The sequence below is a fragment of the Sphingomonas sp. genome, from assembly GCF_030145815.1.
GTDB lineage: Bacteria > Pseudomonadota > Alphaproteobacteria > Sphingomonadales > Sphingomonadaceae > Sphingomonas.
Map to the genome: position 1 here is coordinate 69,786 of NZ_JAIXHL010000020.1, position 24,414 is coordinate 94,199.

The window sequence follows — 24,414 nt, forward strand, 5'->3', positions numbered from 1 at the left end:
ATCTGTTATAACATCTGTATGAACAAGCCGCTCAAGCTCATCAAAATCGGGAACTCCACCGGCGTCATCCTGCCCAAGGAGGTGCTCGCGCGCCTGCGTGTAGGGCAGGGGGATGAGGTGAGCATTTCCGAAACGCCGGATGGTGTGACCTTGCGTCGCCATGACGACGGGTTTGAGGAGCAGATGAAGCTGGCGCGGGAGGTCATGGCGCGACGGCGCAATGCGCTGCGCGAGCTTGCCAAATAGCGGATGAGCTGGATCTGGGTCGATACGGCCGTCGCGATCGCTGCGCATGAGGAGCAGCTCGCCGAACATGGCGGAGCCCTCGGTGTTCGCGAGCCAAATATGCTTGAAAGCGCGATGGCTCGTCCGCTCAATCTGGTGGCATATGGTCAACCTGACGCCGCTGACCTTGCGGCCGCATATGCATTTGGCATCGCTCGCAACCATCCCTTCGTCGATGGCAACAAACGGACCGCTGCGGTGGTTAGCGAAACCTTTCTGGTGCTCAATGGCTTCCGGCTGACGTGCGATGATGTCGAGCTCGTTACCGCCTTTCTCGCATTGGCGGGAGGCGAATTGACCGTCGATCAGCTATCAAGCTGGTTCAGGTCGCACATCGAACCCCTCTAGCTCGCCAAACACCCGCCAGGTTTCCCCGGCGGGCATCGTTCCTCCCCAGGAAGGCGGGTCCGCGTCAGCCGAGGCGGCCGAGGCGGTGATAGAGGTTGGCGAACTGGACCGAGCGGGGGTCGTCGGCGATCTTGCGGGTGTAATCGGCCACCGCTTCCTTGAGCAGGGCGAAGTCGGCGGTCGAGAAGACCGGGCGGGCAGTCGCGGGTTCGGGGGTCTTCATGGGCTTGCTCCTGTAAACTGTCGTGCATTCTGTATGACTCGCAAATGGCGATGCTGATAGGCGTGCAAGCCATTCCACGCGGTCATGCTGTATCGATGGGTGACAAGTCGGTGGATGCAATGTAAATAATTCACAAAGGGCGATAACGGGGCAGTAGGATATGGCTGAGCGCAAATTGTTCGCGGGGCATGCGGTGCGGCGGCTGCGGCGCGGGCAGGGGCTGACCCAGGCGGCGATGGCGGAGATGCTGGGCGTCTCGGCCAGCTATCTCAACCTTGTCGAGCGCAACCAACGTCCCTTGTCTGCCACGCTGATGCTCGGGCTGGCGCAGGTGTTCGACTTCGACCCGCGCACGCTCGCCGCGGGCGAACCGGGCGGGGGCGAGGAGGCGATGCGCCGCCGCCTCGCCGATCCGCTATTCGCCGATATCGAGATCGACCGCAGCGAACTGACCGAATGGATCGCTGGCGCGCCTGGCGGAGCGGAGGCGTTCGCGCGCGCCTATGATCGGATCGGCGCGGGCGGCACGGTGGCAAGCGGGGACGCCGAAGATCCCGGTGCGGCAGTGCGGCGTGAGGTCGAACGCTGGCGCAACCATTTCGCCGATCTCGACGCCGCCGCCGAAGCGCTGGCCGACGAGCTGCGCATCGCATCGAGCGACCCGTTCGGCGCGATGGCGGAGCGGTTGCGGGTCAAGCACCAGCTGTCGATCCGGGTGCTTCCGATCGAGGTGCTGGCCGGATTGCGCGTGCGGCTCGACCTCCATGCGCGCCAGCTGCAACTGTCCGAAGCACTCGATCCGCCCAGCCGCGTGTTCGCGCTGGCGCGCCAGTTGGCGAGCGAGGCGCGGACTGAGATCGACGGACTGGTCCGCGGTGCCGGCTTCGCCGATCGCGTCGCCGAACGGCTATATCGCCGCCACCTCGCCGGCTATTTCGCGGCGGCGGTGATGATGCCGTACGCCCGCTTCCTGCGCGCATGCGAGGCGACCGGCTACGACCTCGAACTGCTGCGCCGCCGTTTCGGCGCGAGCGCGGAGCAGGTCGCGCACCGGCTGACGACGCTTCAGCGCGTTGGCGCGCGCGGGCTGCCGTTCTTCATGCTGCGCATCGACCGGGCCGGGCAGGTGTCAAAGCGCTTTGCCGGTGCGAGTGGGTCGCCGCTGGTCGAATCCGTTGTCCCGTGCCCGCTGCTCGACGCCTACGCCGCGTTCGCGCGCCCGGATGAGCGGATCGTGCAGTTGGTGCAGCTGGAGGACGGATCGCGCTGGTTCACCAGCTCGCGCTGCGTCGCCCCGCCGGGCGGTTGGGCCGGGGCGGTGCGTGCGCGGTTCGTCGTGACGCTGGGGCTGGCGGCGGAGGCGGCGACTGGCCTCGCTGCAGCGCGTGGCCTCGATTTCGGTGGAGAGGCGGTGCCGGTCGGCCTCGGCTGCCGCGGCTGCACCCGCGAATGCCCGCAGCGCAGCGCGCCGCCGACAGGTCGCGCCATGCTGGTCAATGAGCGCGAGGCCGGTGTGTCACCCTTCGGCTTTGCCGGAGACTGACCGTTCTGTTTGGAAACGTAGCGTTTCTTCGCAGTCACAATAAGGGCTGACACACTTTTGCGACAAGTTCGTTGGCATAGTTGATGTTCCCCCCGGTTGGTGTAGCGCGTTTCCCCATGCGAATGATTTTTGTCCTGGCAGCTTCGGCTGTGGCTCTGGCATCCTGCGGCGGCGACGCAGCGCAGACAAAGGGCCGTGAGCCGCCGTTGGTGACGTTGGGCGCGGTCCAATCGGCGCGGTTTGTCGAGCGGATCGATGCGGTCGGCACGGCGCGCGCCAATGAACAGGTCACACTGACTGCCCCGGTGACCGAACGGATCCTGCGCCTCAATTTCGAGGACGGCGCCTATGTCGGGCGCGGGCAGGTGATCGCGGTGCTGGCACAGGGGCAGGAAAGTGCCCAGCTGGCGCAGGCACAGGCGCGGGCGCGGGAAGCGCAGCAGCAGCTCAATCGGCTCGAAGAACTCAAAAATCGCGGATTTGCCACGCGCAGCGCGGTGGACGCACAGACAGCGCTGGCAGGCCAGGCGAACGCTCAGGCAGCGGAAGCACGCGCGTCGATCGGCGACCGTGTGGTGCGCGCGCCGTTCGGCGGCTGGGTGTCGCTGCGCAATATTTCTGCCGGAGCGGTGGTGAGCGCCGGGACCGAGATCGCGACGGTCAGCGATATCAGCCGGATCAAGCTCGACTTCACCGTGCCCGAAACGCTGCTGGCGCAGGTCCAGCCCGGGCAGGCGATCGTCGCGGTTGCCGCCGCCTATCCGGACCAGCCGTTTCGCGGGACGATCGCGACGATCGATCCGGTGCTGAACCCGCAGACTCGCGCCGCCACGGTACGCGCGGTGCTCGCCAATGGCGACCGCAAGCTTAAGCCCGGCATGCTGCTGACCGTGACGATCGAGGCCCAGGCACGCACGTCCGCCGCCGTTCCCGAACTGGCCGTGGTGGGCGAGGGCGAGCAAAGCTTCGTCTTCGTCATCGAAAACGGCAAGGCGAAGCGCGTCCCAATCCGCACAGGCCTCCGCCAGAATGGGCTCGTCGAAGTCACGCGGGGCCTGCAGCCCGGTCAGCGCGTCGTGACCGAAGGCGTGGTCAAGATCGCCGAGGGGCAGCAGGTGCGCACCGCCGGTCCCGGCAACGCCGCGACCAAGGGTGCTGGCCAGGCCAAGGGTAACTGATGCAGCTGTCCGATCTCTCGGTCCGCCGCCCCGTCTTTGCGGCGGTGCTGGCGATCCTGCTGACGATCATCGGCGTGGTCGGGTTCCTGAGCCTGTCCGTCCGCGAATATCCCGACACCGATCCGCCGGTCGTGTCGGTCGAGACCGCCTATACCGGTGCCGCCGCCAGCGTGATCGAGGCGCGGATCACCCAGCCGATCGAGGAAGCGCTGTCGGGGATCGAGGGAATTCAGACGATCACCTCGCGCTCGCGCGATGGCGTGTCGGACGTGTCGATCGAGTTCCGCCCCGGCCGTGACATCGATTCCGCCGCCAACGATGTGCGCGACCGCATCGGCAGCGTGGTCGAGGATCTGCCCGAGGAAGTGATCGCGCCCGAAGTGCGTAAGGTTGATGCCGACAGCTCCCCGATCCTGTTCCTGGTCATCTCGCGCCCGGGCTGGTCGCCGCTGCAATTGTCCGACTATGTCGACCGCACATTGGTCGACCGGTTCAGCACGATCGACGGCGTCGCGCGCGTATTCGTCGCAGGCGATGCGCGCCCGTCGATGCGCGTGTGGCTCGATGCGACGCGGCTTGCCGCCTATTCGCTGACCCCGGCCGATATCGAAACTGCACTGCGCAACCAGAATGTCGAGCTTCCCGCCGGGCGGCTCGAATCGCAGCAGCAGAACCGCACGTTACGCGTGGACCGTCCCTTTGCGACGGCGGGCGACTTTTCCAACCTGGTCGTCGGGCGCGGCGCGGACGGCTATCTTGTCCGGCTGGGCGATGTCGCGCGGGTCGAGCAGTCGGCCGAAAATCCCTATAACGCGTTCCGCATGAACGGCCAGCAGGCGGTCGGGCTGGGCATCGTTCGTCAATCGGGCGCCAACACGCTGGAGGTCGCGGAAACCGCCAAGGCAACCGCCGAAGCGCTGCAGGCCGATCTGCCCGAGGGGATGACGATCACCGTCGGATCGGACGATTCACTGTTCATCGGTCGGGCGATCGAGAAGGTGTGGCAGACGCTGGCCGAGGCGGCGATCCTGGTCGTCCTTGTCATCTTCCTGTTCCTGGGATCATGGCGCGCGACGCTGATCCCGGCGGTGACGGTGCCGATCTGTCTGCTCGGCGCCTTCGCGGTGCTGTGGCTGGCGGGCTTTTCGATCAACCTGCTGACCCTGCTCGCGCTGGTGCTGGCGATCGGCCTGGTCGTGGACGACGCGATCGTGGTGCTCGAAAATGTCTATCACCGGATCGAGGAGGGAGAGACCCCACTGGTCGCGGCGTTCAAGGGCACGCGCCAGGTCGGCTTTGCGGTGATCTCCACCACGCTGGTGGTGTGCGCGGTGTTCGTGCCGATCTGCTTCCTCGCGGGGCAGACCGGCCTGTTGTTCCGCGAGCTGGCGGTGGCGATGATCGGCGCGGTCGCCTTTTCCGGCTTCCTCGCGCTCAGCCTGACGCCGATGCTGTGCTCGAAAATGCTCAAGCAGGAACAGCGCGGGCGGTTCACCGGCTGGGTCGACAAGCAATTCCAGAAGCTGGAGAATTTCTATTCGCGCCACCTGTCGCGCGCGATCGACAAGCCGCTGATCCCACTGATCGCGGTCCTGGCCTTTCTGTTTGCGGCGGGTGCCGCGTTTACGACGCTACAGTCGGAACTGGTCCCGGCCGAGGATCAGGGTGTCGCGCAGGTCCAGATCAGCGCCCCCGAAGGCACTGGCTTCGACCAGATGGACCGTTACATGCTCGATACGCAGGGCAAGTTGCTGCCGCTGCTCGATCAGGGCGCGGTGCGCACCATCATCACGCGCACGCCGGGCGGGTTTGGCGCGAGCGACGACTTCAACAGCGGCGCGTTCATCATTTTCCTGAAAACTTGGGAAGAGCGCGACACCTCGACCGCCCAAGTCGCCCAGCAGATCAATCGCATCCTCGCCGACGAACCGGCGGTGCGCGGGAACGCGCAGGTGCGATCGGCGCTGGGGCGCGGGCGCGGGCAGCCGATCAACTTCGTGCTGGCCGGCAACACCTATGAAGGGCTGGTCGCCGCGCGCGACCGCATCCTCGCGGCGGCGGCGCAGAATCCCGGCATCATCAACCTCGATTCCGATTACAAGGAAACCAAGCCGCAAATGCGGATCGAGGTCGATACCACGCGTGCCGGTGACCTGGGCGTATCGGTCAATGCGGTGAGCCAGGCGCTGCAGACCCTGCTCGGCTCGCGCCGCGTGTCGACCTATCTCGACCGCGGCGAGGAATATCGCGTGATCGTCCAGGCGGATGAGGCGGGTCGCTCGACCCTTGCCAACCTTGCCCAGATTCAGGTGCGTGCGCGCGACGGGTCGCTGGTCCCGCTGTCCAATCTCGTCACCACGCGCGAGGTTTCGGGGCCGCGCGATCTTGGCCGCTATAACAAGCTGCGCGCGATCACCCTGTCGGGCGGCGTCGCCCCGGGCTATTCGCTCGGCGAAGCGCTGACCTTCCTGCAGGAACAGGCGGCGCAATCGCCCGAAGTACTGGCGGTCGGCTATCGCGGCGAAAGCCAGGCCTTCGTCGAGACCGGCGGTTCGATCCTGCTGGTGTTCGGCCTCACCATCCTGATCATCTACCTGCTGCTCGCCGCGCAGTTTGAGAGCTTCGTCCACCCCGGCGTGATCATCATGACCGTGCCGCTGGCGGTGGCGGGCGGCATGTTGGGGCTGTTCTTCTTCGGCAAGACGCTGAACCTCTACAGTCAGATCGGTATCGTCATGCTCGTCGGCCTGGCGGCGAAGAACGGCATCCTGATCGTCGAGTTCGCCAACCAGCTGCGCGACGAGGGCAAGAGCATTGCCGATGCGATCCGTATCGCCTCCGCCCGCCGTCTGCGCGCGATTCTGATGACGTCGATCGCGACGGCGGCGGGCGCGGTGCCGCTGATGATCGCCAGCGGGGCAGGGGCGGGCGCGCGCTCGGCCATCGGCGTGGTGATCGTGTTCGGCGTGATGCTGGCGACGCTGATCACCTTGTTCCTGATCCCGATCCTCTATAGCAGGCTTGCCAAGTGGACGGGTTCGCCCCAAGCGGTGAGCCGGGAGCTTGACGCGGCGATCGCTTCGCCGCAACCGGCCGAATAAGCCGGGTCACAGGACTGGGGAGCGGGGAATGGAGATTGCGTCCAAGGGACAGTTGCGGCTGGCGTTTCTGCGCTGGGCCATCGTCACCGTTCCGTTCATCCTGCTGCTCGGCTTTGCGTCGGCGCGCATTGCCCCGACCGGCGCGGAAAATCTCTGGTATCAGATGCTGGAAAAGCCGGCACAGACCCCGCCGGACTGGGCGTTTCCGGTGGCCTGGGCAGTCATCTATGTGCTGATGGGCCTCGCGCTGGCGATGATCATCAACGCGCGCGGATCGACGTTGCGCGGCCCGGCACTGGTGTTGTTCGCGGTGCAGATGGGCGCGAACCTCGCCTGGTCGCCTTTGTTCTTCGGCATGCACCAGCCGTTCTGGGCGTTCGTGCTGATTGGCGTGATCTTGGTGCTGGCACTGGCGACGACCGTGATGTTCGGACGCATCCGCACCGGTGCGGCGATCCTGATGCTGCCCTATCTGGGCTGGCTGTGCTTTGCCGGGTGGCTGTGTTTTCAGATCGACCAGCTCAATCCCAATGCCGAAACCCTTGTCCCGGCGCAGTCGGCGCCCCAGATGAGCATCTGAATTTGGTTCAGCTGCGCTGAACGGGCCGGTACCGCCCAGGAGATAAACAATGCAGAGCGACAACCGCATTTTCGACGATTTCGTCAAGTTCGTGAACGGCGCGGCCGGCACGATGGCCGGCATGGCGCGTGAGGGCGAAAGCGCCGCGCGTGAACGGTTCAAGAGCTTTGTCGGCGGCATGGATTTCGTTGCGCGCGACGAGTTCGAGGCGGTGAAGGCGATGGCGGTTGCTGCGCGCGATGAGAATGACGCGCTGCGCGCACGGATCGAGGCGCTTGAGGCGAAGCTCGGCGCTGCGCCTGCAGCCGCGAAGCCCGCCAAGCCGAAAAAGGCCGCGCCGGGCGCGTAACGCGCGCTTTTCCACATCTATTTCCGCCGCGTTTACGCTATGCTGCTTGTGCGGCGCGGAGTAGATTGGCACCAACTGCGCCAGGCAAGGGCCGGGCGGAGGACGACCGGAATGCTCGATGAGAGCGAATATGAGCGCGACGATGACGCCGCGCCGATCGACATGCTGGAAAGCTACTTTGCGGCGCATGGCTGGAGCCATACGCGCGAGGAAGACGAGGTCGTTGCCAAGGTAAAGGGCAGCTGGACCGAATATGAGCTGCGCGCCATCTGGCGTGAGGATGACGGCGTGCTGCAGTTCCTGGCGTTCCCGGATGTCCGCATCCCGGACGAACGCCGCGGCGCGATCTACGAAACCATCGGCCTGGTAAACGAACAGCTCTGGGTCGGCCATTTCGAACTCTGGTCGTCCAGCGGCATCCTGCTCTACCGCCACGCCGCGATGATCCCCGGTGACGATGGTGCAGCGATCACGCTCCAGCACACCGAATTGCTGGTCGAAAGCGCGATCGACGAGTGCGAACGCTTCTACCCGGTGTTCCAGTTCGTCCTGTGGGGCGGCAAAACGCCGAAGGAAGCGATTGCGGCGGCACTGATTGAGACGCAGGGCGAGGCGTAAGCAGCCCTATCAATGGTCCCGTCGCCCGGGCTCGCCCGGGGGGGGGCATCGTTGGCTGGCCGAGGCAGCCCGACTCCTTCAAGCTAAGCAGCCAGCTTTGATCATTGGCGTCATGCGCATCGCTGCTAACCGATCTGCGCTGGGGCACTGAGGCATCGAGGTCGTGAACCCATAAGCGACCGCTCTCAGCGCGATGGCTGGACGGCTTAAATTGGGTGGCTAGCTGCCGTTTAGGTGGCGTTGTACGGATAGATGGATAATTGCATCAGCGACGCTGCTTCATCGGCTGGAAGGTTCTCGCGCTCCGCCGATTCCTTCACTAGCTCGATCACCGGACTCAAAGCTTGGGCCATCCCCTCGCGCTGACCCATATATTCGGTCAAAGATGCCGAGGCCATAAGGGCTTCGATCATCTTGTTGGTGTAGGGCGTACAAAGAAAATCCATTCTAGGTCCGTCTGAGAACTTCGAGTGGAGGAGGATCGATAAGATCGGCATGGCAGCCTGGCGCTCGACACGAATTACGACTGCGTCTTGGTCTACCGAGACCGCAAGACCGGGCGGCGTTTCAATGGTGTCCATGGCCCAATCTAGCCGATTTAGCGGGCGATAAGCGAACGACCGCAACGGGGTCGTTTGCGGCAGGACCGCTTTTGGGATGCCGTCACAAGCGCCGGAACCGCTGAAACTGGGTGGTCAGTAGCCATCGAACTCATCAAGCCCCCGGCACCAAGTTCGATCCTTGATTCTATCCACGATCGTCTGCGGCAGCGGGCCAACGTCGTCGACCGACTCGACGTAGAATTGCTGTTTGGCAAAGCCGAGATGGCCATAGGATCCCGGCGTTTGCGTTCGCCACCCGGTCAGCCGCGCCGTAGCCCCGCGGACGCAGTACTCCTTCCTAGAGGCCTCGATTTGTTGGTCAAGGCGCGGAAATCCTCGTAATATAGATAGCTCGACAGGCCGCGTTTCCTTGCCTGTAACTACCGATGCCCCCTGGCGATGGGTAAAGATGGTGCCCGTTATTGTTTCACGCTCGCCCAGTATCTCACATTTGAGGACGTCTGCTGGAATGGAGGCGGGGCGCGAGAGATTAGGCAGCCCAAGATCGCAGACGGTAGCCAGAGCCTTGGGGCGATCAGCAATGTAAATCGTGACCGCAGCGAAGGCTAAAAGGCCCGCGCCGATCAAAAGGGCTGTCTTTCGATGCCGTGTCATCAAGCAATCGATGCATCAGCGCTGCAATGTCCGCAATGGGGTCGTTTGCAGCCCGTCTGCTTTACGAGTTTGCAGGCTCGTAGATGATACGGCGCGCGCCCTATCCGACGCGCCCCGCACCCCTCACCCCGCCGGCCCGATCGACTTCACCACCTTGCCCGTATCGTCGAGGAAGTCGATCGCCGCGCCGCCATCGGGTGCGACTTTGAGCATCAGGCGGGGCTTGCCGCTCGCGTCCTGCAGCATCACCACTGATGCCTTGTCGCGCGACTTACCGACGAACAGGCGGCCCGCACCCTTCGACGCGTCGGGTCGGATGGCGGCCTTGCCATCGGCCTTGGTGAACATGCTTTCGGCACCGCGGTCAGAGATGATCAGCGCGGCGCTGTCGCGGCTGCCATTGTCGGTCTGGACGATCTGCACAGTCTGGTCATTCTCATAGCGGTCGAAGGTCAGGCTCGCGCCGGCATTGACCTTGTCGCCATCCTTCTTGCCGGCCCAGATCAGCCCGCCATTTTCGGTCCCTTCGTCGTTCATGAACAACATGCCCGCAGCAAAGGCGCGGTCGGGGCGGGCGATCTCTTCGCCCTTGTAGAAGGCACCGGGGAAGCGGCCCTTGCTCGCGATCACCAGACGCAGCGTGCCGTCGGGCTCGCGGACGTTGATCCGCTCGACGTCGATCGTGCCGAACTTCTGCGGCTTGGCCGCCGCTACCAGCGCCACCGCTGCGATCGTCACCGCTGCGCCCGTCACCAAACCCTGCCAATATGCCATGATCACCCCTGAATATTGCGAAGGTGAAACGTATCGTCTGCGCAACCTTGGTCAACAACTATTCTAAGTGATTGGTATTAAACCAGTTATTCTCAGATAGGAGAAATCGCTTTCCTACAAGCAGCACCTCGGCATATCGCAAAACGGACGGCGCACGGGCCGGCCCGATGGCCACCGCGCCAGCCCGCATCCCGATCCCCGCCGGGATGCGCGATAGTGTAAAGCCAGTGTAAACTTCCGCCCGGCGCCGTCCCGGCGGCCAATGTCCGGAGGCCCCATTGTCCACCCCCAAGACCCTGTGGCTGATCGGATGCGGGAATATGGCCGGGGCGATGTTGCGGCGTTGGATCGCAGCGGGAACGGTGCGGGGGGAGGATGTGTTCGTCCTCAACCGCAGCGACCGGGACCTGCCCGATGGCGTGCGGCAGGGGCGGGTGTTGCCCAACGGTGCGTTGCCCGAGGCGGTAATGCTGGGGATCAAGCCGCAGCAGCTCGACGGGATCGCGGAGCAGATTGCGGGCCAGGTCGCGGGTGTCGGCATGCTGGTGTCGATCCTCGCCGGGGTCGAGGAAGCGGCGCTGGCGACGCGGTTCGATGCGGGGGCGATCATCCGCGCGATGCCCAACCTGCCGGTCGAGATCGGCAAGGGCGTGGTCGCGCTGCACAGCGACAGCGCCAATGCCGCCGCCCGCGCCAGTGCGGAGGCGCTGATGGCGCCGCTGGGCCTGACCGAATGGGTCGATGTGGCGCAGTTCGATGCGGTGACCGCGTTGGCAGGCAGCGGTCCGGCGTTCGTCTATCGCTTCATCGACGCGCTGGCTGAGGCTGGCGCGGCGGTCGGTATTCCGGCGGATCAGGCGCTGCGCCTGGCGCTGGCAACGGTCGAGGGCGGGGCGCTGCTCGCCGCGCAGGCCAGCGACAGCCCTGCGGCGCTTGCCGACAAGGTCGCGAGCCCCGGCGGTTCGACGCGCAAGGGTCTGGACGTGCTCGACGCCGATGCCGCTTTGGTCCGGCTGCTCACCGCAACGCTCGAAGCATCCGAACGCCGCAACGCCGAAATGGCCGCCGCCGCGCGCGGGTAAGGGGGAACGTCCAACCCCCTGAAAACGTTGTCGCGCCAATATCCAACCCATGGAGGCGATGATGGCGACCAAGACGCAAAGCAGAGCGACCCAGGCGGACAATCAGGCCCGCGACAGCCAGGGTCGGTTCAAGGAAGAAGGCGGCTGGGGCGGCAGCTTCGGCGCGATTGCCGGTGCGACAGCGGCCGGTGCAGCGCTCGGCATCTTGGCGATGCTCGGCCGCAAGGCGGCGGTGCAGTCGCCGACGCTATTGGCGGGCGACTGGATGGACGGGCTGATTGCAGAGCATCAGGCAGTGCTCAAACTGCTCGACGCGATCGAGGCGACCGACGACACCGCGACCGCGCGCCGCACGCTGATGCTGACCCAGCTCAAGCACGCGCTGGCCAAGCATGCGATCGAGGAAGAAAATGTGATCTACCCCGCACTGCGCGAAGCCGGGAAAGTTGCAGAGGCCGACGAGCTCAACAGCGAGCACGGCTATGTGAAACAGCACCTCTACGAACTCGACAACATGCCCGCCGCCAGCCCGCAATTCCTCGCCACGATCCGCAAGCTCCGCAGCGAGCTGGAGGAGCATATGAAGGACGAGGAAGAGCGCCTGTTCCCGCAGCTGCGCGCCAGCCTGTCGGATGAGAAGAACGCCGTGCTGACCAAGGCGATGAACCGCGAAGGCTTCAAGGTCGCCTGATCTTATCGCCCCAGGTCTGATACCCGCTTGCGTTCGTCGGCGGGGATTAGTCCTTCGAGCACGGCCCAGAACCCCCCGACCGCCGCCTGTCCCGCCGAGGAATAGGCGGCGGTCATCTTTTCGCGCAGCGCGTCGAACAGCTCCGCCTCCAGCTGCGTGCCCGCCGGGGTCAGCCGCAACAGGCGCTGCCGCCGATCCTCGCGCCCCGGCCGTGTCTCGATCAGCGCGCGCTCGGTAAGGTCGGTCAGCACCCGGCCCAGCGATTGCTTGGTGATCGCGAGAAGTGTGATCAGCTCACCCACACTAATGTCCGGTTGCCGCGCAACGAAGTAGAGCGCGCGATGGTGCGCGCGGCCAAGGCCCTGCGCTGCCAGCCCCTCATCGATCGAGCGGGTGAGGTTGCTGTAGCCGAAGTACAGCAGTTCGACGCCCCGCCGGATTTCGGCCTCGCGAAGAAATAGTGGGGACGCAGTTGGGACAGCCATGTTGACCTGTTTTGCCATCGGGCTTAGGCCTGCGCAACGCCCAATTCCGGGGCCATGCGGGAGAGTGAAGTGAGCAGCACCACGTTCCAGATCGAAGCCAACCCGGCTCCTGTCGAAGCGAACGAGCGGACGCGCCTCCTCGCCGATCCCGGTTTCGGCAAGCTCTTCACCGATCATATGGCGATGATCCGCTGGTCGGATACGCAGGGCTGGCACGATGCCAAGATCACCGCGCGCGGCCCGCTGATGCTCGATCCGGCGACCGCCGTGCTGCATTATGCGCAGGAGATTTTCGAGGGGCTCAAGGCCTATCGCCTCGCCGATGGCGGCACCGCGCTGTTCCGGCCTGAGGAGAATGCCCGCCGCTTCCGCGAATCCGCGCGGCGGCTGGCGATGCCGGAACTGCCCGATGAGTTGTTCATCGGTTCGCTCGAAGCCTTGGTCGCCGCCGACCGCGACTGGATCCCGAGCTTGGAGGGTGGGTCGCTCTATCTGCGCCCGTTCATGTTTGCGAGCGAGGTGTTTCTGGGCGTGAAGCCGGCCAGCGAATATCTCTACCTCGTCATCGCGTCGCCCGCCGGGGCCTATTTCAAGAGCGGGGCCAAGGCGGTTACGATCTGGGTGTCCGACGATTATACCCGCGCCGCCCCGGGCGGCACCGGCGCGGCCAAATGCGGTGGCAATTATGCCGCGAGCCTGGTCGCGCAGGCCGAAGCGATCAAGCAGGGTTGCGATCAGGTCGTGTTCCTCGACGCGGCCGAACGCCGCTGGGTCGAGGAACTGGGCGGCATGAACCTGTTCTTCGTGTTCGACGATGGCAGCATCGTCACCCCGCCGCTGGGCGGCACGATCCTGCCCGGCATCACGCGCGGGTCGATCCTGACGCTGGCGCGCGAGCAGGGAATTACGGTGCGCGAAGAACCCTATGCGATCGACCAGTGGGAAGCGGATGCCAAGAGCGGTCGCCTGGTCGAAACCTTCGCCTGCGGCACCGCGGCGGTGGTGACCCCGGTCGGACAGGTGAAGAGCAGCAAGGGCGGCTTCACCATCGGCAGTGGCGGGCCGGGACAGGTCACCGAAGCGCTCAAGGCGCGCCTGACCGCGATCCAGCGCGGCGAAGCACCCGACCCGCATGGCTGGGTGCATCGGTTCGCTTAAACCCTCTTTTCACCGGCGGCGCGGCGCTTTAAGGGCTTCGCTTCCGCACGATGTTGGGGCGTAGCCAAGCGGTAAGGCAGCGGTTTTTGGTACCGCCATGCGCTGGTTCGAATCCAGCCGCCCCAGCCATCGCAACTTCCTGATTTCAACGTGAACAGCGTTGAAGCGTTCCGATGGCGCCAGTCGTGGCGGCTCGGGGTCAGTTGCCTGATCCCCGCGGCCGCCACCGCACGGCGCATCCATCACGCCGTTCCCGGCCCTAGAAGCGAGCGCCCAGGCGCAACCCGATCGTCCGCGGTGCGATCGGCACGATATACGGACGCTGATCGCAGGCGCCGCATTGCTGGAACCGGGTGATCTGACCGCGTTCGTCCCAGATATTCTGCGCGAACAGTTCGAAGGTGTAATCCGACAGCTCATAGCCGATCGCCAGATTGCCCGTGGCATACGGCGCAAGCCGTCCGAGCGCCGCCGCCTTGGCGACGCGGATGTCGGACGATGCCGAACTCTGATAGGCGATCAGCCCCTGCAGATAGCCGCGTCCCGATCCCATCGGCACCGCATAGCGCGCCGTGCCGGCGAGCTTGACCCGCGGCGTGACCGGCAGTCGCGTCCCCTTTGGTGCCAGCACATCGGTGCCGGTGCCGCTACAGATCTGGGTCGCGCACAGATCCTGCCGCGTCTTGGCATCGGTGAAGGAACCCGACACCGTCAGGTTGAGCCCGCCAAAGGTGGCGTTGGCATCCATCTCAACGCCATAGATGCGCGCATCCGGCCCGTTCTGGATGATCGTGAAGCTGTTCGGGCCGAGGAACGAGAACTGGAATGCCTTCCACTCCTGCATATAGACCGCGCCGTTGAAGCGCAGGCCAGCGATCGGCGTCGTCTTCCAGCCGAGTTCGTAATTATAGAGTTTGTCGGCGTCATAGGGTGCCACGTCGCCACGCCGGTTGATGCCGCCGGGGCGGAAGCCGCTGGAGGCGGAGGCGTAGAAGAGCAGCGCGTCCGTCGGCTTCCACGTCATGTTGAAGCGGTAGGTAACGCCTTCGCCCTCGGTCTTCTTGGGAAGCAGGCGGCCGCTCGCGTAGGTGGCGAGATTGGTACACGGGCTGCCCGCGACCGCCGCCGGAAGCAGCGTGTTGGTGGGACTGCCGGCGAGATAGGCGTCGCGTAGCGTTTGCCCATTGGCGAGATAGCAGCCGGCCACGCCGGTGCGTGAGCTTCCCGCGGCGTTGAACGGCGACGCGGTGAAGGGACGCCCATCGCCCGGATCGACCCCGGGATTGCGGCCAAAGCCGAAGAAGCCGATTAGCGAGTTGTCGTAAATGTATCCGCGCGCGCCCGCCGTGAAGGTCAGCGTCGGCGTCAGGTCGAAGCTCGCCTCACCGAACATCGCATAGTCCTTATCGACGCGATGCTGCTGGGTCAGCCACAGCGTGCCGGGCGACCCGTTGACCGAAACGGCGCTGCCAAGGCCGGGGATCTGATAGTCCTGGTGGATCAGGTTGGACTGGCGCTGATAGAACAGGCCCGCGACGATGCGGAACCGATCCGTGGCGGGGGAGGCGACGCGCAGTTCCTGGCTGGTTTTCTTGAAGTGGTCGCTGCCGATCACGACCTGGCGCGGGTCGATCGTGTTGCCGGCATTGTCCAGATAATAGAAATAGCCGGCGAGCCCGCCGACCGAGGCGTAGAGATTGTCGTAAGCCTCCGAATAATCGGTGTAATCGCTCGACGAGGCGGTCTTGCGGTCGAGATAGGCCCCGGCATAGGTCACGTCCCAGTTGCCGATCTTGCCCTCAATCGTCAGCGCACCCTGAATGAAGCGGTCGCGGCGATATTCGGGGTAGAAATGCTGCACCTGAAGGTCGCCGACGCGCGGGTCATAGGCATAGGTGCCGTTGCCGCGCATCTCCTGGTACAGCACGGTCGGCGTGACCGTCCAATCCTCATCGAGATCGACCTTCAGCGCGGCGCGCCCGCCCCAGGTGTCGGTATCGTTATAATTGTCCTCGACGAACGCGCTGTTGTTGACGGTGATGCCGCCGGGCGTGGGCAGGAAGCTGCGCGTGCCCGGCACATTGTCGATATAGCCCGCGTCGCGCTGATAGAAGCCGACGACGCGCAGCGCCATATTCTCGGCGAGCGGCATATTGACCATGCCCTCGACCTTGCCGCCCTGACCCCCATGCGCGACGGTGTTCACCTCGGCATCGATCCGGGCATCGAACCCGGCGGCATCGGGCTTATTGGTGATGATGCGGATCGTGCCCGCCTGGCTCGAAGCGCCATAAAGCGTGCCTTGCGGCCCGGCGAGACTTTCGATGCGCGCAATGTCGTAGATATGGACGTCCAGCGTGCCGCCGATCGTCGTCACCGGCTGCTCGTCGAGGTAGCTGCCAACCGATGGGAGCGACCCCGAATGGTTGCCGTCGCCACCCGATGCGACGCCGCGCATATAGACGGTGGTGACGCCCGGCTGCGACGTCTGGAACGCGACCGAGGGCAGCAGCTGGGTATATTCGTTGAAGTTCGAGATGTTCAGCTGATCGAGCTTGCGCGTACCGATCGCCTGGATGCTGATCGGGACCGACTGGATATTCTCGTCGCGCTTCTGTGCGGTGACGACAATCTCGTCCTGATCGGGGGGCAGGTCTGGGGAACTGCCGTCCTGCGCCCGAGCGGCTGCAGGCAGGATCAGCGCCGTCGATGCAAGAAGCCCTGACAGCACGGCGCGACGCATTGAAATAACCATTTCAGCCCCCTGATTATCACTTTGTCACGTCAGACTGTGGTGCGGCGCAACAAAGGTCAATTACCCCGCGATAGTGTCCGTATAATCTTCGGTGACAGTGACGTTTCTGCAACGTTACGAATTTGCGGGGGCGTCCGGGTAGCGGTCGATGAGGTCGCCAAGCGCTGCGTCGAGCGGGGCAAGGTGCCGGGCGAACGGCCACCATGCGCGGTCGCCGCCGGTAAAGATCGGCTGGCGCACTTGCTCGGAGCTGGCGGTGCGCACCGCGCGTTCGGTCTCATGAAAGGCGAGGCAGGCAGGCTCGAACCCGACGCCGCAGGCATCGAGCAACCGGCGCACTTGCGCTTCTGTATCGTCGACCAGCGCCTCATGGATCACGCGGTGGACGCGACCGGGCTGAACGCGGTCGAGATGGGTCATCAACCGCACATAGTCGCGATAATAGCGGCCCATATCGTCGAGCGCGTAGCTGAACGCCTGACCCCGCGCGAAATGTTGCTTGAAGTTGGAGAAGCAACAGGCGCGGGGTTCGCGGCGCGCATCGATGATCACGGCATTGGGCAGGATCAGGCGGATCAGCACGACATGCGCCCAGTTGTTGGGCAGCTTGTCGATGAAGCGCGGTCGGTCGGTGCGGCGCTGGACGGCGGTGCGTCGGAGATACTCCGCACCCAGTTCGCCGGCGCGTTCGGCAGTCAGCGCGGCGAGACCGTGCGGATAATCGGGAATGCGCCGCGCCAGCGCGGGCAGGTCGGGCAATTCGGTTGTGCCCTCGATCGCGCTGTGGCTGGCCAGGATCTGTTCGATCAGGGTCGATCCCGCGCGCGGCATGCCCAGGATGAAGATCGGATCGTGCGCATCGGACCCCCAGCCTGCGCGGTCCGCGAAAAAGTCCGGGGTGGCGAGCGCGATGCAATCGTCGACGAACCGATCGGTTTCGTCGGCGTCATAGACCAGCTGCGTCCGGCGCAGCGCATTGCCCGCCGCATAATGGCCGAAGGCGCGATCCGCCTCGCCGCGATCCTCGCATGCCTTGCCCAGTGCGAAATCGAGATGAAACCGGTCTTCGTCGCCGAGGTCGGGCGCGGCGCGGGCGGCCTCCATCGCGGCGACTTCGGCGTCGTCGAACCCCACCGTTTTCAGGTTCGCAAGGCTCCACCACGCTTCCCCCAGTTCAGGCCGCAGCGTGATTGCGCGGCGATAGGCGGCGATGCCGTCCGCCTGCCGCCCGACCGTCTTGAGCATATGGCCATAGCTCATCCACAATTTGGGCTGCTCGGGCGCTTCCGCCAACACTCGCTCGTACAGCGTGATCGCCTCCTCGAACGCGCCAAGGCGTCCAAGCGCGGCGGCCTTCAGATTAGCATGCCCGGGATGATCGGGCTCGGCATCGATCAGCGCGTCGAGTTCGGCCAGCGCCTCATCCGCGCGGTTCTGGCGATAGAGCACCAAGGCAAGATTGGCGCGCGCGGCGGTGAAGCCTGGCGCCAGCTCGACGGCGCGGCGCAGCAGGTTCTCGGCATCCTTCAGCCGCCCGATCCGGCCGGCCAATTCGGCGAGCATGCGGATCGCGCGCGCATCGAACGGGTCGCGCTTGAGATAGGCTTTCAACCCGCGCTCCGCCTCCGACAGGCGGTTGTCGTGCAGCGCCAGCGCCGCGTCCATGAGTTCGGGTGAAAAGCGCATCGCGGTCATCGCATATGAAGACCATGCGGCGGTGCAGCGATCAAGCACCGTCCGCATTTTTCGTGCTGGACGAACGCCGCCGTGCTCGCGACAAAGCAGCATGGCCGATGCGATCCCGCCCATGCCACGTCGCGCGCTCGGCTTCTGGCCGACGCTGGCGCTGGTCGTGGGGAACATGATCGGATCGGGCATCTATCTGTTGCCCGCCACACTCGCGCCGCTGGGGAGCAACGCGCTGATCGGCTGGGGCGCGACGATTGCCGGGGCCATGACACTGGCGTTTGTGTTCGCCCGGCTCGCGGCGAAGCTGCCCTGCGCTGGCGGCCCCTATGCCTTTGCCGATGCGGCGTTCGGGCCGGTCGTTGGCTTCGCGGTCGCGTGGAGCTATTGGATCCTGATCTGGGCCGGCAATGGCGCGCTGGCGATCGCCGTGGTGAGTGCGCTCAGCGTGCCGTTTCCAGCCATTGCGAGCGGGGCTCCGGCGTTCGCCACCGCGTTGCTGCTGATCTGGGCGCTGGTCGCGGTCAACATGCGCGGCGTGGTGCTGGCGGGGCGGATTCAGCTGGTGACGACGCTGGTGAAGCTGGTCCCGCTGGTCATGGTGATCCTGCTCGCACTGTGGCTGCTGATCGCCGATGGGACGGGGACAATCGTCGCCAATCCACCGGTGCCGCTCAGCGCGGGGGCGATTTCGGCCGCAGTGGCGCTGACCTTCTGGGGGTTTCTCGGCGTTGAATCGGCCACGGTTCCCGCCGATCGGGTCAACGACGCGGCGCGGATCGTGCCGCGCGTCACGTTGATCGGTACCGCGCTTACCGGGCTGGTGTATCTGCTTGTCGCCGGCGCGATCGGCCTGATGATGCCGGCGGCACTCACCGCCGCGTCGCCAGCGCCGCTCGCCGCATTTCTCGGCCGCGCCTGGGGCAATGGCGCGCTGGAGATCGCCGCGATCTTCGCCGCGATCAGTGCGCTGGGTGCGCTCAACGGCTTCATTTTGCTGCAGGGTGAGGTGCCCCGGGCGATGGCGCGCGGCGGCGTCTTCCCTGCCTGGTTCGGCCAGGACAGCAGCCGTGGCACGCCGACCCGCGCGCATTGGGTGTCGGGCGCGCTGGTCACGATCGTGATGGCGCTCAACTACACCGGAAGCACCGGCACGCTGTTCGCCGACATCGCGACGATCAGCCTGGCGGCGGGCATGCTCGCCTATTTCGTGAGCGCGCTGGCCGCGCTGAAGCTACTTGCAGGCGACCGCACGGCGGTGCTGGCGGCGATCGTCTCGGCGCTGTTCGTGCTGTGGATGATCTATGGCCTCGGCCTGCGCGCGAACCTCTGGGGTCTTGGCCTGCTCGCGCTCGGCCTACCCGTCTATCTCTGGGTGCGACGGAGCCGCTAAACCGGCAGCAACCGCCGCACGAACGATCGGTCGCGCAGGATCTCGTGTGCCGCATTGTGCCCCGGAGCGCCGGTGACGCCGCCGCCTGGGTGGGTGCCCGCGCCGCACATATACAGCCCCTTGATCGGCCCGCGATAATCGCCATGCCCCAACATCGGCCGCGACGCCCAGAGCTGGTCGAGCGACATGTGCCCATGCATGATATCGCCGCCGATCAGCCCGAACTTCGCCTCAAGATCGGCGGGCGAGTGGATCTGGACGCCCAGGATCGACTTGCGGAAATTGGGTGCGTGTTTCGTCACCGTGTCGATGATGACGTCGGCCGCCGCATCGCGCGCATCGTCCCAGCTACGCCCGTCGGGCAGCACCGGCGCGAATTGCTGGCAGAAGAGTGAGGCAATGTGCATCCCCGGCGGGGCGAGGCTGTCATCGACGCTGGTCGGCAGCTTCATCTCGACGATCGGTTCGTCCGACCAACCCTTGGCCTTCGCGTCGGTGAATGCCTTGTCCATATAGTCGAGCGTCGGCGAGATGATGATGCCCGCCGTGTGATGCTCAGCCTTCTCCTTGCCCGGCAGCACGGTGAAATCGGGCAGTTCGCTCAGCGCGACATTCATCCGGAACGTACCCGATCCGGTCTTGTACCCGTCCATCCGCCGCGCGAACTGAGCGGGCAGGTCGCTGCGATCGACGAGCTGGCGGTAGAGCAGGGCCGGGCCGGCGTTCGATGCGACGATGGGCGCTGCAATCTCTTCGCCGCTTTCCAGCCGTACCCCCGCGACCTTGCCGCCATCGACCAGCAGCTTCGCGACCGGCGCCTCAACGCTGATCTCAACCCCGGCTTCCTCGGCAGCTTCGGCCATATAGCGCGTGATTGCGCCCATCCCGCCGACGCTGTGACCCCACATGCCCTTCTTGCCGTTGATCTCACCAAACACATGGTGGAGCAGGACATAGGCCGATCCGGGCGTATCGGGGCTGGCATAGTTACCGACCACTGCGTCGAAGCCGAACGCGGCCTGGATATACGGGTTCTCGTACCAGCGGGTCAGGAAATCGCGCGCGGACTTGACGAACAGGTCCATCACGTCGCGCTGCGCATCGACGTCCATGCCCGCGAGACGCTTGCCCTGCGCGGCGGCGGCGAGCAGCGCGCGCAGCCCGCCCCCGGCATTGGGCGGGGTCATGAGCGACAGGTCGCGCAGCACTTCGGCAACCCGCTCCAGCGCTTCCTCATAGTGCGGGAAGATCTCGGCATCCTTCTGCGAAAAGCGCGCAAACTCGGCCTGGGTCCGCGCGGTGCCGCCGCCCAGTTTCAGATAGCCGCCCTCATGCGGGAAGAAGTTGCTGATCGTCCGCTCGATAATCCGCCAGCCGCGTTCGTGCAGGCGCATGTCCTTGATCACCTTGGGCCGCAACAGGCTGACGGTGTAGCTCGCGGTCGAGTTGCGGAAGCCGGGGTGAAACTCCTCGGTCACCGCCGCGCCGCCGACGATGTGGCGCCGCTCCAGCACGCGCACCTTGAGCCCCGCGCGGGCCAGGTAGAAGGCGCAGACCAGCCCGTTGTGCCCGCCGCCGATGACGATCGCGTCGTATCGCTTCATGGCTTCCCCCGATCAGACACTGTGCGGACGGCGCGACCAGCCGGGCGCGGGGGCACGCTGCAGCCGCGCCTCCGGAATGATCGCGCGGACCTTGGCCGCAAAGCTGCGCAGGCACACTTCGCTCGCGCCGATCGGCCCGGCGGTGTAGCTCTGCGATGCCATGCCCTGCTGCACGCGTTCGATCAGCCAGGTGTCCTCGGCATTGACCACGCGGTTGATCCGCCAATTGGCGTAGCGGGTCAGCTTCATCTCCCGCCGATCATCGGGCAGCGCAAACGCCATCTCGCGCAGCACGCAACTGGTCGGTGAGACCGGCAGCCACTGCATGAAGTCGATCTGGTCGGCATAGATGTCGAACGCCATGTTCGGCCACAATTTGTAATAGAGCCACAGCCGCTGGTTCGCCTCGGGCAGGTGATCGACGCGGGGGAGGTGGCGCTGGTAAAAGGCTTCCCACGGGTTGTCCGAAACGCGGTCGACCAGCTGGCCCGACATCTTGTCGATCCACCCCGCCGCTTCTATCGCATAGGATTTGCCGAACAATCGCGTCAGCCCGTCATGCGCGACCGGGATGTGCAGATTGTCCGAATAGTTGTCCCCGACATTCTTCCAGTTGACCGCGCGGTCGCGGATCCGGACGTCGCTGATCCGGCGCATTTCCTCGAAGCGATAGGGTGCGACCTCATGGTCAAAGGGCGCCATCATCTGCGCGGGCGAGGGGCCGCCATCATCCTCTAGCCGCACGAATACGAAGCCGCGCCAGGTGGCGAGATCGACCGGAACCAGGCCGCTCGCGTCGATATCCAGCGCCGGATAGTCGCTGCGCATCGGTACGCCCGACAGCCGCCCGTCCAGTTCATAGGCCCAGGCATGATAGGGGCAGACCAGCTTCTTCGTGCAGCCCGCATCGCCCTCGACGATCCGCATCGCGCGGTGGCGACAGACATTGTGAAAGGCGCGGATCGCCCCGTCGCGCCCGCGCACCACGACGACATTCTCCCCCAGATAGGAAAGCGTCCGCCAGTCGCCCGGCCCGGCAACGTCGCTCTCATGGCAGACGATCTGCCACGACGGCCGCAGGATGCGCGCCGTCTCGACCTCAAGAAACTCGGGATCGGTATAGATCCAGCCGGGCAGCGACCAGTCGGCGTCCGGATCATGGGCTGGGTCTGGACTGGGGGCAGAGTTGGCCATGATCGGCTCCGCGATTTGCTTGTTATACGATCGTATAATAAGATCGCGCGATGAGCAAGCCAGGCTTCACCCGTGCCGAACCCGATGCGCGACGGCTATCGCTGATCGCGGCGACGGCGCGCGTGCTCGCCCGCGACGGGGCCAGCGGCGCATCGGTGCGCGCGATCGCGGTCGAGGCCGCAGTCTCGCCGGGACTGGTCGCGCATCATTTCGGTGGGGTCGATGCGTTGATCGCGGCGACCTATGCGCATGTCGGGGAACAGGTCGCGGCGGCGCTCGACGCGGCGGTCGCGGCAGCCGGAAGCGACCCGCAGGCGCGGTTGATCGCGTATGTCACCGCGAGTTTCGCGCCGTCGATTGCCGATCGCAACCTGCTCGCGACCTGGACCGCCTTCTGGGGGCTGGTGATCGCACGCGGCGAGATCGCAGCACTGCATGACACGCAATATGCCCGCTACCGCGCTGAGCTCGAACGGCTGCTGGCGGCGTGCGGGCTGCAATCGAGCGCGCGCCGTCGCGCCGCGATCAGCATCGCCGCATTGGTCGACGGCCTCTGGCTTGAGCTGTGCCTGTCGCCCGCCATTCTGGATGCCGACGAAGCGCGCGCCATCGCACAGGCACACATCGCCGCCCTGTTCCAGTCGCACCCGGCGCCGCCCAACTGAAACCCACTCTACTCGATCGCCAACACCTTGGCTGGCGGTGTGTCGATGAGCAGTCGCCACGGCGTCGGCAGGTAATCGAGCGACATGTAGAAATAGAAGGCGCACGACCCGTCCGACCGAAAGGTTGCGCCCTTGACGATGCCGAACGCGGTCGTCCCGCTGAACACCGGGCCGCCGCTGTCGCCCTGTTTGCAGGTCGGGCCCGATACGGCGACCCATGTCGGCAGACAGTAGCCGCCGCATAATTGGCCCGACGGTGCGAAGTCGAGCAACGTGACCTCCGCGCAGCTATAACCGGTGCTCTCGCCGCGATGACACACGAAATCCCCAGCGCGGGTGCTGGTCTTGGCGCGCTGCGCCGCGACCGGGCGGGTCAGGCTGCGCGCGGTGTCGGCGAAGAACAGCGGGCGGGCGAGGGCGGGGACGGTGTGGATCTGCACGTCGTGATAGCCCCAGCCCCATTGCCCGACAAAGCCGAGCGGCGTCGCCTGACGTGCCGGATCGATATAGGCCAGGTCGTCGAGGCAGTGTGCGGCGGTCGTGATGCCGACGCGTGCGCCATCACCGACCAGAAAGCCGCTGGTGCAGCGATAACGTCGTCCGCTCGCCGGATCGGTCCCATCGAGCCGTCCGCCACCTTGCGGACCGAGATTGCGGTCGACCAGATCAAGCATGCGCACCCGCACCGGCACCCCGGTCAACTGGCTCAGGCGCGCAGCGACCGCTGCATCGCCCCCAGCGCGATCGACCACCGGCTTTGCGGCAATCACCACCGACTCGCCGGTGCGCGGATCGATACCCATCGATGGCGTATCGGCGAGCGCCGCGCGGATCGCCGGCTGGTGGTTGGTGAGCGCCCACAGCACGCGCTCGCGGCTGGCTTTGGCGCCGGTGCGGAACTGCACGGGCACGCGCATCGCTCCGGCCAGCACCTGCGTTGACGGGACCGGCCGATCGCCGGTGAGATAGACGATGAACCGATAATGGGGGTGATGCTCGACCGAGATGCCGGCAAGGCGGTCGCGATAGCGCTCCGCAATGGCGTCGATCGCGGGCACGCTGTCCTGCTGCGCGATCAGGCGGCGCATCGCCTCCGGCCCCGGCACGCCATAGGCTCGCGCATATTCGGCGGCGTCTTGCGCCAGGGCTTCGGCGCGGGTCTGCGCGATTTGCGCACTGGCGGGCGGCGCTAGAGTGAACGATGCGAGCAGGAACAGGAAAAGAGAGAGCGGGCGCATGGCACTGATCTAAACGCCCCCGTGCCAGACGCCAAGATCGTCGGCTTGCGGCGTGATTGGCGCGGTGGTAGCGATCGGCAATCGATTGCAGGCGTGTAAGCGCCCGACATGGCGCCGGAGGGGTTGAGTGAAGAGCAGGACAATCATGCACGGATGGATCGCGCTGTGCGGCGCGGTCGCGCTGACCCTGTCGCCCGGCGCGCGGGCCGAAGATCGCTGGATCAGCGCTTGGGGCACCGCACAGCAG

General features: G+C 65.5%; 23 protein-coding genes and 1 tRNA gene. 14 read left to right on the forward strand and 10 right to left on the reverse strand.

The genetic code is table 11. From position 1 onward, the window contains the following. The first annotated feature begins 18 nt into the window (after positions 1–18). Entirely contained in the window at positions 19–246 is a 228-nt protein-coding gene (locus KYX69_RS16930; protein WP_300499238.1) for an AbrB/MazE/SpoVT family DNA-binding domain-containing protein, read from the forward strand. Between the two features lie 3 nt (positions 247–249). Continuing rightward, on the forward strand, positions 250–633 hold the full coding sequence (locus tag KYX69_RS16935; protein ID WP_300499241.1) for a type II toxin-antitoxin system death-on-curing family toxin: 384 nt from the start codon (positions 250–252) through the stop codon (positions 631–633). A gap of 64 nt (positions 634–697) precedes the next feature. Here KYX69_RS16935 and KYX69_RS16940 read toward each other — a convergent pair whose 3' ends face one another. Further along, entirely contained in the window at positions 698–856 is a 159-nt protein-coding gene (locus KYX69_RS16940; protein WP_186456931.1) for a hypothetical protein, read from the reverse strand. 160 nt (positions 857–1,016) lie between these two features. Here KYX69_RS16940 and KYX69_RS16945 point away from each other — a divergent pair, with 160 nt between their 5' ends. The 6 genes from KYX69_RS16945 (at position 1,017) to KYX69_RS16970 (ending at position 8,225) form a co-directional block, all read left to right on the forward strand. Next, entirely contained in the window at positions 1,017–2,399 is a 1,383-nt protein-coding gene (locus tag KYX69_RS16945; RefSeq protein ID WP_300499248.1) for a short-chain fatty acyl-CoA regulator family protein, read from the forward strand. A 116-nt stretch (positions 2,400–2,515) separates the two neighbouring features. Further along, on the forward strand, positions 2,516–3,577 hold the full coding sequence (locus KYX69_RS16950) for an efflux RND transporter periplasmic adaptor subunit (RefSeq protein ID WP_300499251.1): 1,062 nt from the start codon (positions 2,516–2,518) through the stop codon (positions 3,575–3,577). Beyond that, a complete protein-coding gene (locus KYX69_RS16955) occupies positions 3,577–6,678 on the forward strand; it encodes an efflux RND transporter permease subunit (RefSeq protein WP_300499254.1) in 3,102 nt (1,033 codons plus the stop codon). Before KYX69_RS16950 ends, KYX69_RS16955 begins: the two co-directional genes overlap by 1 nt. Before the next feature lie 28 nt (positions 6,679–6,706). Then, a complete protein-coding gene (locus KYX69_RS16960) occupies positions 6,707–7,258 on the forward strand; it encodes a TspO/MBR family protein (protein WP_300499256.1) in 552 nt (183 codons plus the stop codon). A 49-nt stretch (positions 7,259–7,307) separates the two neighbouring features. Continuing rightward, a complete protein-coding gene (locus tag KYX69_RS16965; RefSeq protein ID WP_300499259.1) occupies positions 7,308–7,607 on the forward strand; it encodes an accessory factor UbiK family protein in 300 nt (99 codons plus the stop codon). A gap of 111 nt (positions 7,608–7,718) precedes the next feature. Next, positions 7,719–8,225 carry a YbjN domain-containing protein gene (locus KYX69_RS16970; protein WP_300499262.1) on the forward strand — a complete coding sequence of 169 codons (507 nt, stop codon included), beginning with the start codon at positions 7,719–7,721 and terminating at the stop codon, positions 8,223–8,225. Between the two features lie 230 nt (positions 8,226–8,455). On the opposite strand, the gene KYX69_RS16975 is transcribed toward KYX69_RS16970, so the two are convergent. The 3 genes from KYX69_RS16975 to KYX69_RS16985 all read right to left on the reverse strand — a co-directional run bounded on the left by KYX69_RS16975 (position 8,456) and on the right by KYX69_RS16985 (position 10,216). Then, positions 8,456–8,806 carry a hypothetical protein gene (locus tag KYX69_RS16975; protein WP_300499265.1) on the reverse strand — a complete coding sequence of 117 codons (351 nt, stop codon included), beginning with the start codon at positions 8,804–8,806 and terminating at the stop codon, positions 8,456–8,458. A 114-nt stretch (positions 8,807–8,920) separates the two neighbouring features. Beyond that, positions 8,921–9,442 carry a hypothetical protein gene (locus KYX69_RS16980; RefSeq protein WP_300499268.1) on the reverse strand — a complete coding sequence of 174 codons (522 nt, stop codon included), beginning with the start codon at positions 9,440–9,442 and terminating at the stop codon, positions 8,921–8,923. 123 nt (positions 9,443–9,565) lie between these two features. After that, positions 9,566–10,216, reverse strand: coding sequence for a hypothetical protein (locus KYX69_RS16985; RefSeq protein WP_300499271.1), 651 nt, complete (start codon positions 10,214–10,216; stop codon positions 9,566–9,568). A 278-nt stretch (positions 10,217–10,494) separates the two neighbouring features. Between KYX69_RS16985 and proC the strand changes: the two genes are divergently transcribed. Both proC and KYX69_RS16995 read left to right on the forward strand, forming a co-directional pair. Continuing rightward, positions 10,495–11,298 (forward strand): pyrroline-5-carboxylate reductase, encoded by an 804-nt coding sequence (gene proC, locus KYX69_RS16990; protein WP_300499273.1) that lies wholly within the window; start codon positions 10,495–10,497, stop codon positions 11,296–11,298. A gap of 61 nt (positions 11,299–11,359) precedes the next feature. Continuing rightward, positions 11,360–11,989 (forward strand): hemerythrin domain-containing protein, encoded by a 630-nt coding sequence (locus KYX69_RS16995; protein ID WP_300499275.1) that lies wholly within the window; start codon positions 11,360–11,362, stop codon positions 11,987–11,989. Positions 11,990–11,991: 2 nt separating this feature from the next. Here KYX69_RS16995 and KYX69_RS17000 read toward each other — a convergent pair whose 3' ends face one another. After that, positions 11,992–12,474, reverse strand: a complete 483-nt coding sequence (locus tag KYX69_RS17000) for a MarR family transcriptional regulator (protein ID WP_300499278.1) — start codon at positions 12,472–12,474, stop codon at positions 11,992–11,994. Between the two features lie 54 nt (positions 12,475–12,528). Between KYX69_RS17000 and KYX69_RS17005 the strand changes: the two genes are divergently transcribed. Beyond that, the gene (locus KYX69_RS17005) at positions 12,529–13,632 is read left to right on the forward strand and encodes a branched-chain amino acid aminotransferase (RefSeq protein WP_300499281.1); all 1,104 of its coding nucleotides are present in this window, start codon (positions 12,529–12,531) and stop codon (positions 13,630–13,632) included. Between the two features lie 54 nt (positions 13,633–13,686). Continuing rightward, positions 13,687–13,761 (forward strand) — tRNA-Gln (locus tag KYX69_RS17010). A gap of 130 nt (positions 13,762–13,891) precedes the next feature. On the opposite strand, the gene KYX69_RS17015 is transcribed toward KYX69_RS17010, so the two are convergent. Together KYX69_RS17015 and KYX69_RS17020 are read right to left on the reverse strand one after the other, a co-directional pair. Then, positions 13,892–16,387, reverse strand: coding sequence for a TonB-dependent receptor (locus tag KYX69_RS17015; protein ID WP_300499283.1), 2,496 nt, complete (start codon positions 16,385–16,387; stop codon positions 13,892–13,894). Between the two features lie 114 nt (positions 16,388–16,501). Continuing rightward, positions 16,502–18,082 carry a sulfotransferase gene (locus KYX69_RS17020; RefSeq protein ID WP_300499285.1) on the reverse strand — a complete coding sequence of 527 codons (1,581 nt, stop codon included), beginning with the start codon at positions 18,080–18,082 and terminating at the stop codon, positions 16,502–16,504. 91 nt (positions 18,083–18,173) lie between these two features. Between KYX69_RS17020 and KYX69_RS17025 the strand changes: the two genes are divergently transcribed. After that, positions 18,174–19,466, forward strand: coding sequence for an amino acid permease (locus KYX69_RS17025; RefSeq protein WP_300499288.1), 1,293 nt, complete (start codon positions 18,174–18,176; stop codon positions 19,464–19,466). Here KYX69_RS17025 and KYX69_RS17030 read toward each other — a convergent pair. Both KYX69_RS17030 and KYX69_RS17035 read right to left on the reverse strand, forming a co-directional pair. After that, entirely contained in the window at positions 19,463–21,070 is a 1,608-nt protein-coding gene (locus KYX69_RS17030; protein WP_300499291.1) for an NAD(P)/FAD-dependent oxidoreductase, read from the reverse strand. The genes KYX69_RS17025 and KYX69_RS17030 overlap by 4 nt on opposite strands. Before the next feature lie 12 nt (positions 21,071–21,082). Next, the gene (locus KYX69_RS17035) at positions 21,083–22,264 is read right to left on the reverse strand and encodes an aromatic ring-hydroxylating dioxygenase subunit alpha (RefSeq protein WP_300499294.1); all 1,182 of its coding nucleotides are present in this window, start codon (positions 22,262–22,264) and stop codon (positions 21,083–21,085) included. A 50-nt stretch (positions 22,265–22,314) separates the two neighbouring features. Here KYX69_RS17035 and KYX69_RS17040 point away from each other — a divergent pair, with 50 nt between their 5' ends. Beyond that, positions 22,315–22,929 (forward strand): TetR family transcriptional regulator C-terminal domain-containing protein, encoded by a 615-nt coding sequence (locus KYX69_RS17040; RefSeq protein ID WP_300499296.1) that lies wholly within the window; start codon positions 22,315–22,317, stop codon positions 22,927–22,929. An 8-nt stretch (positions 22,930–22,937) separates the two neighbouring features. Here KYX69_RS17040 and KYX69_RS17045 read toward each other — a convergent pair whose 3' ends face one another. Continuing rightward, entirely contained in the window at positions 22,938–24,167 is a 1,230-nt protein-coding gene (locus tag KYX69_RS17045; RefSeq protein ID WP_300499299.1) for a hypothetical protein, read from the reverse strand. Between the last annotated feature and the right edge of the window lie 247 nt (positions 24,168–24,414).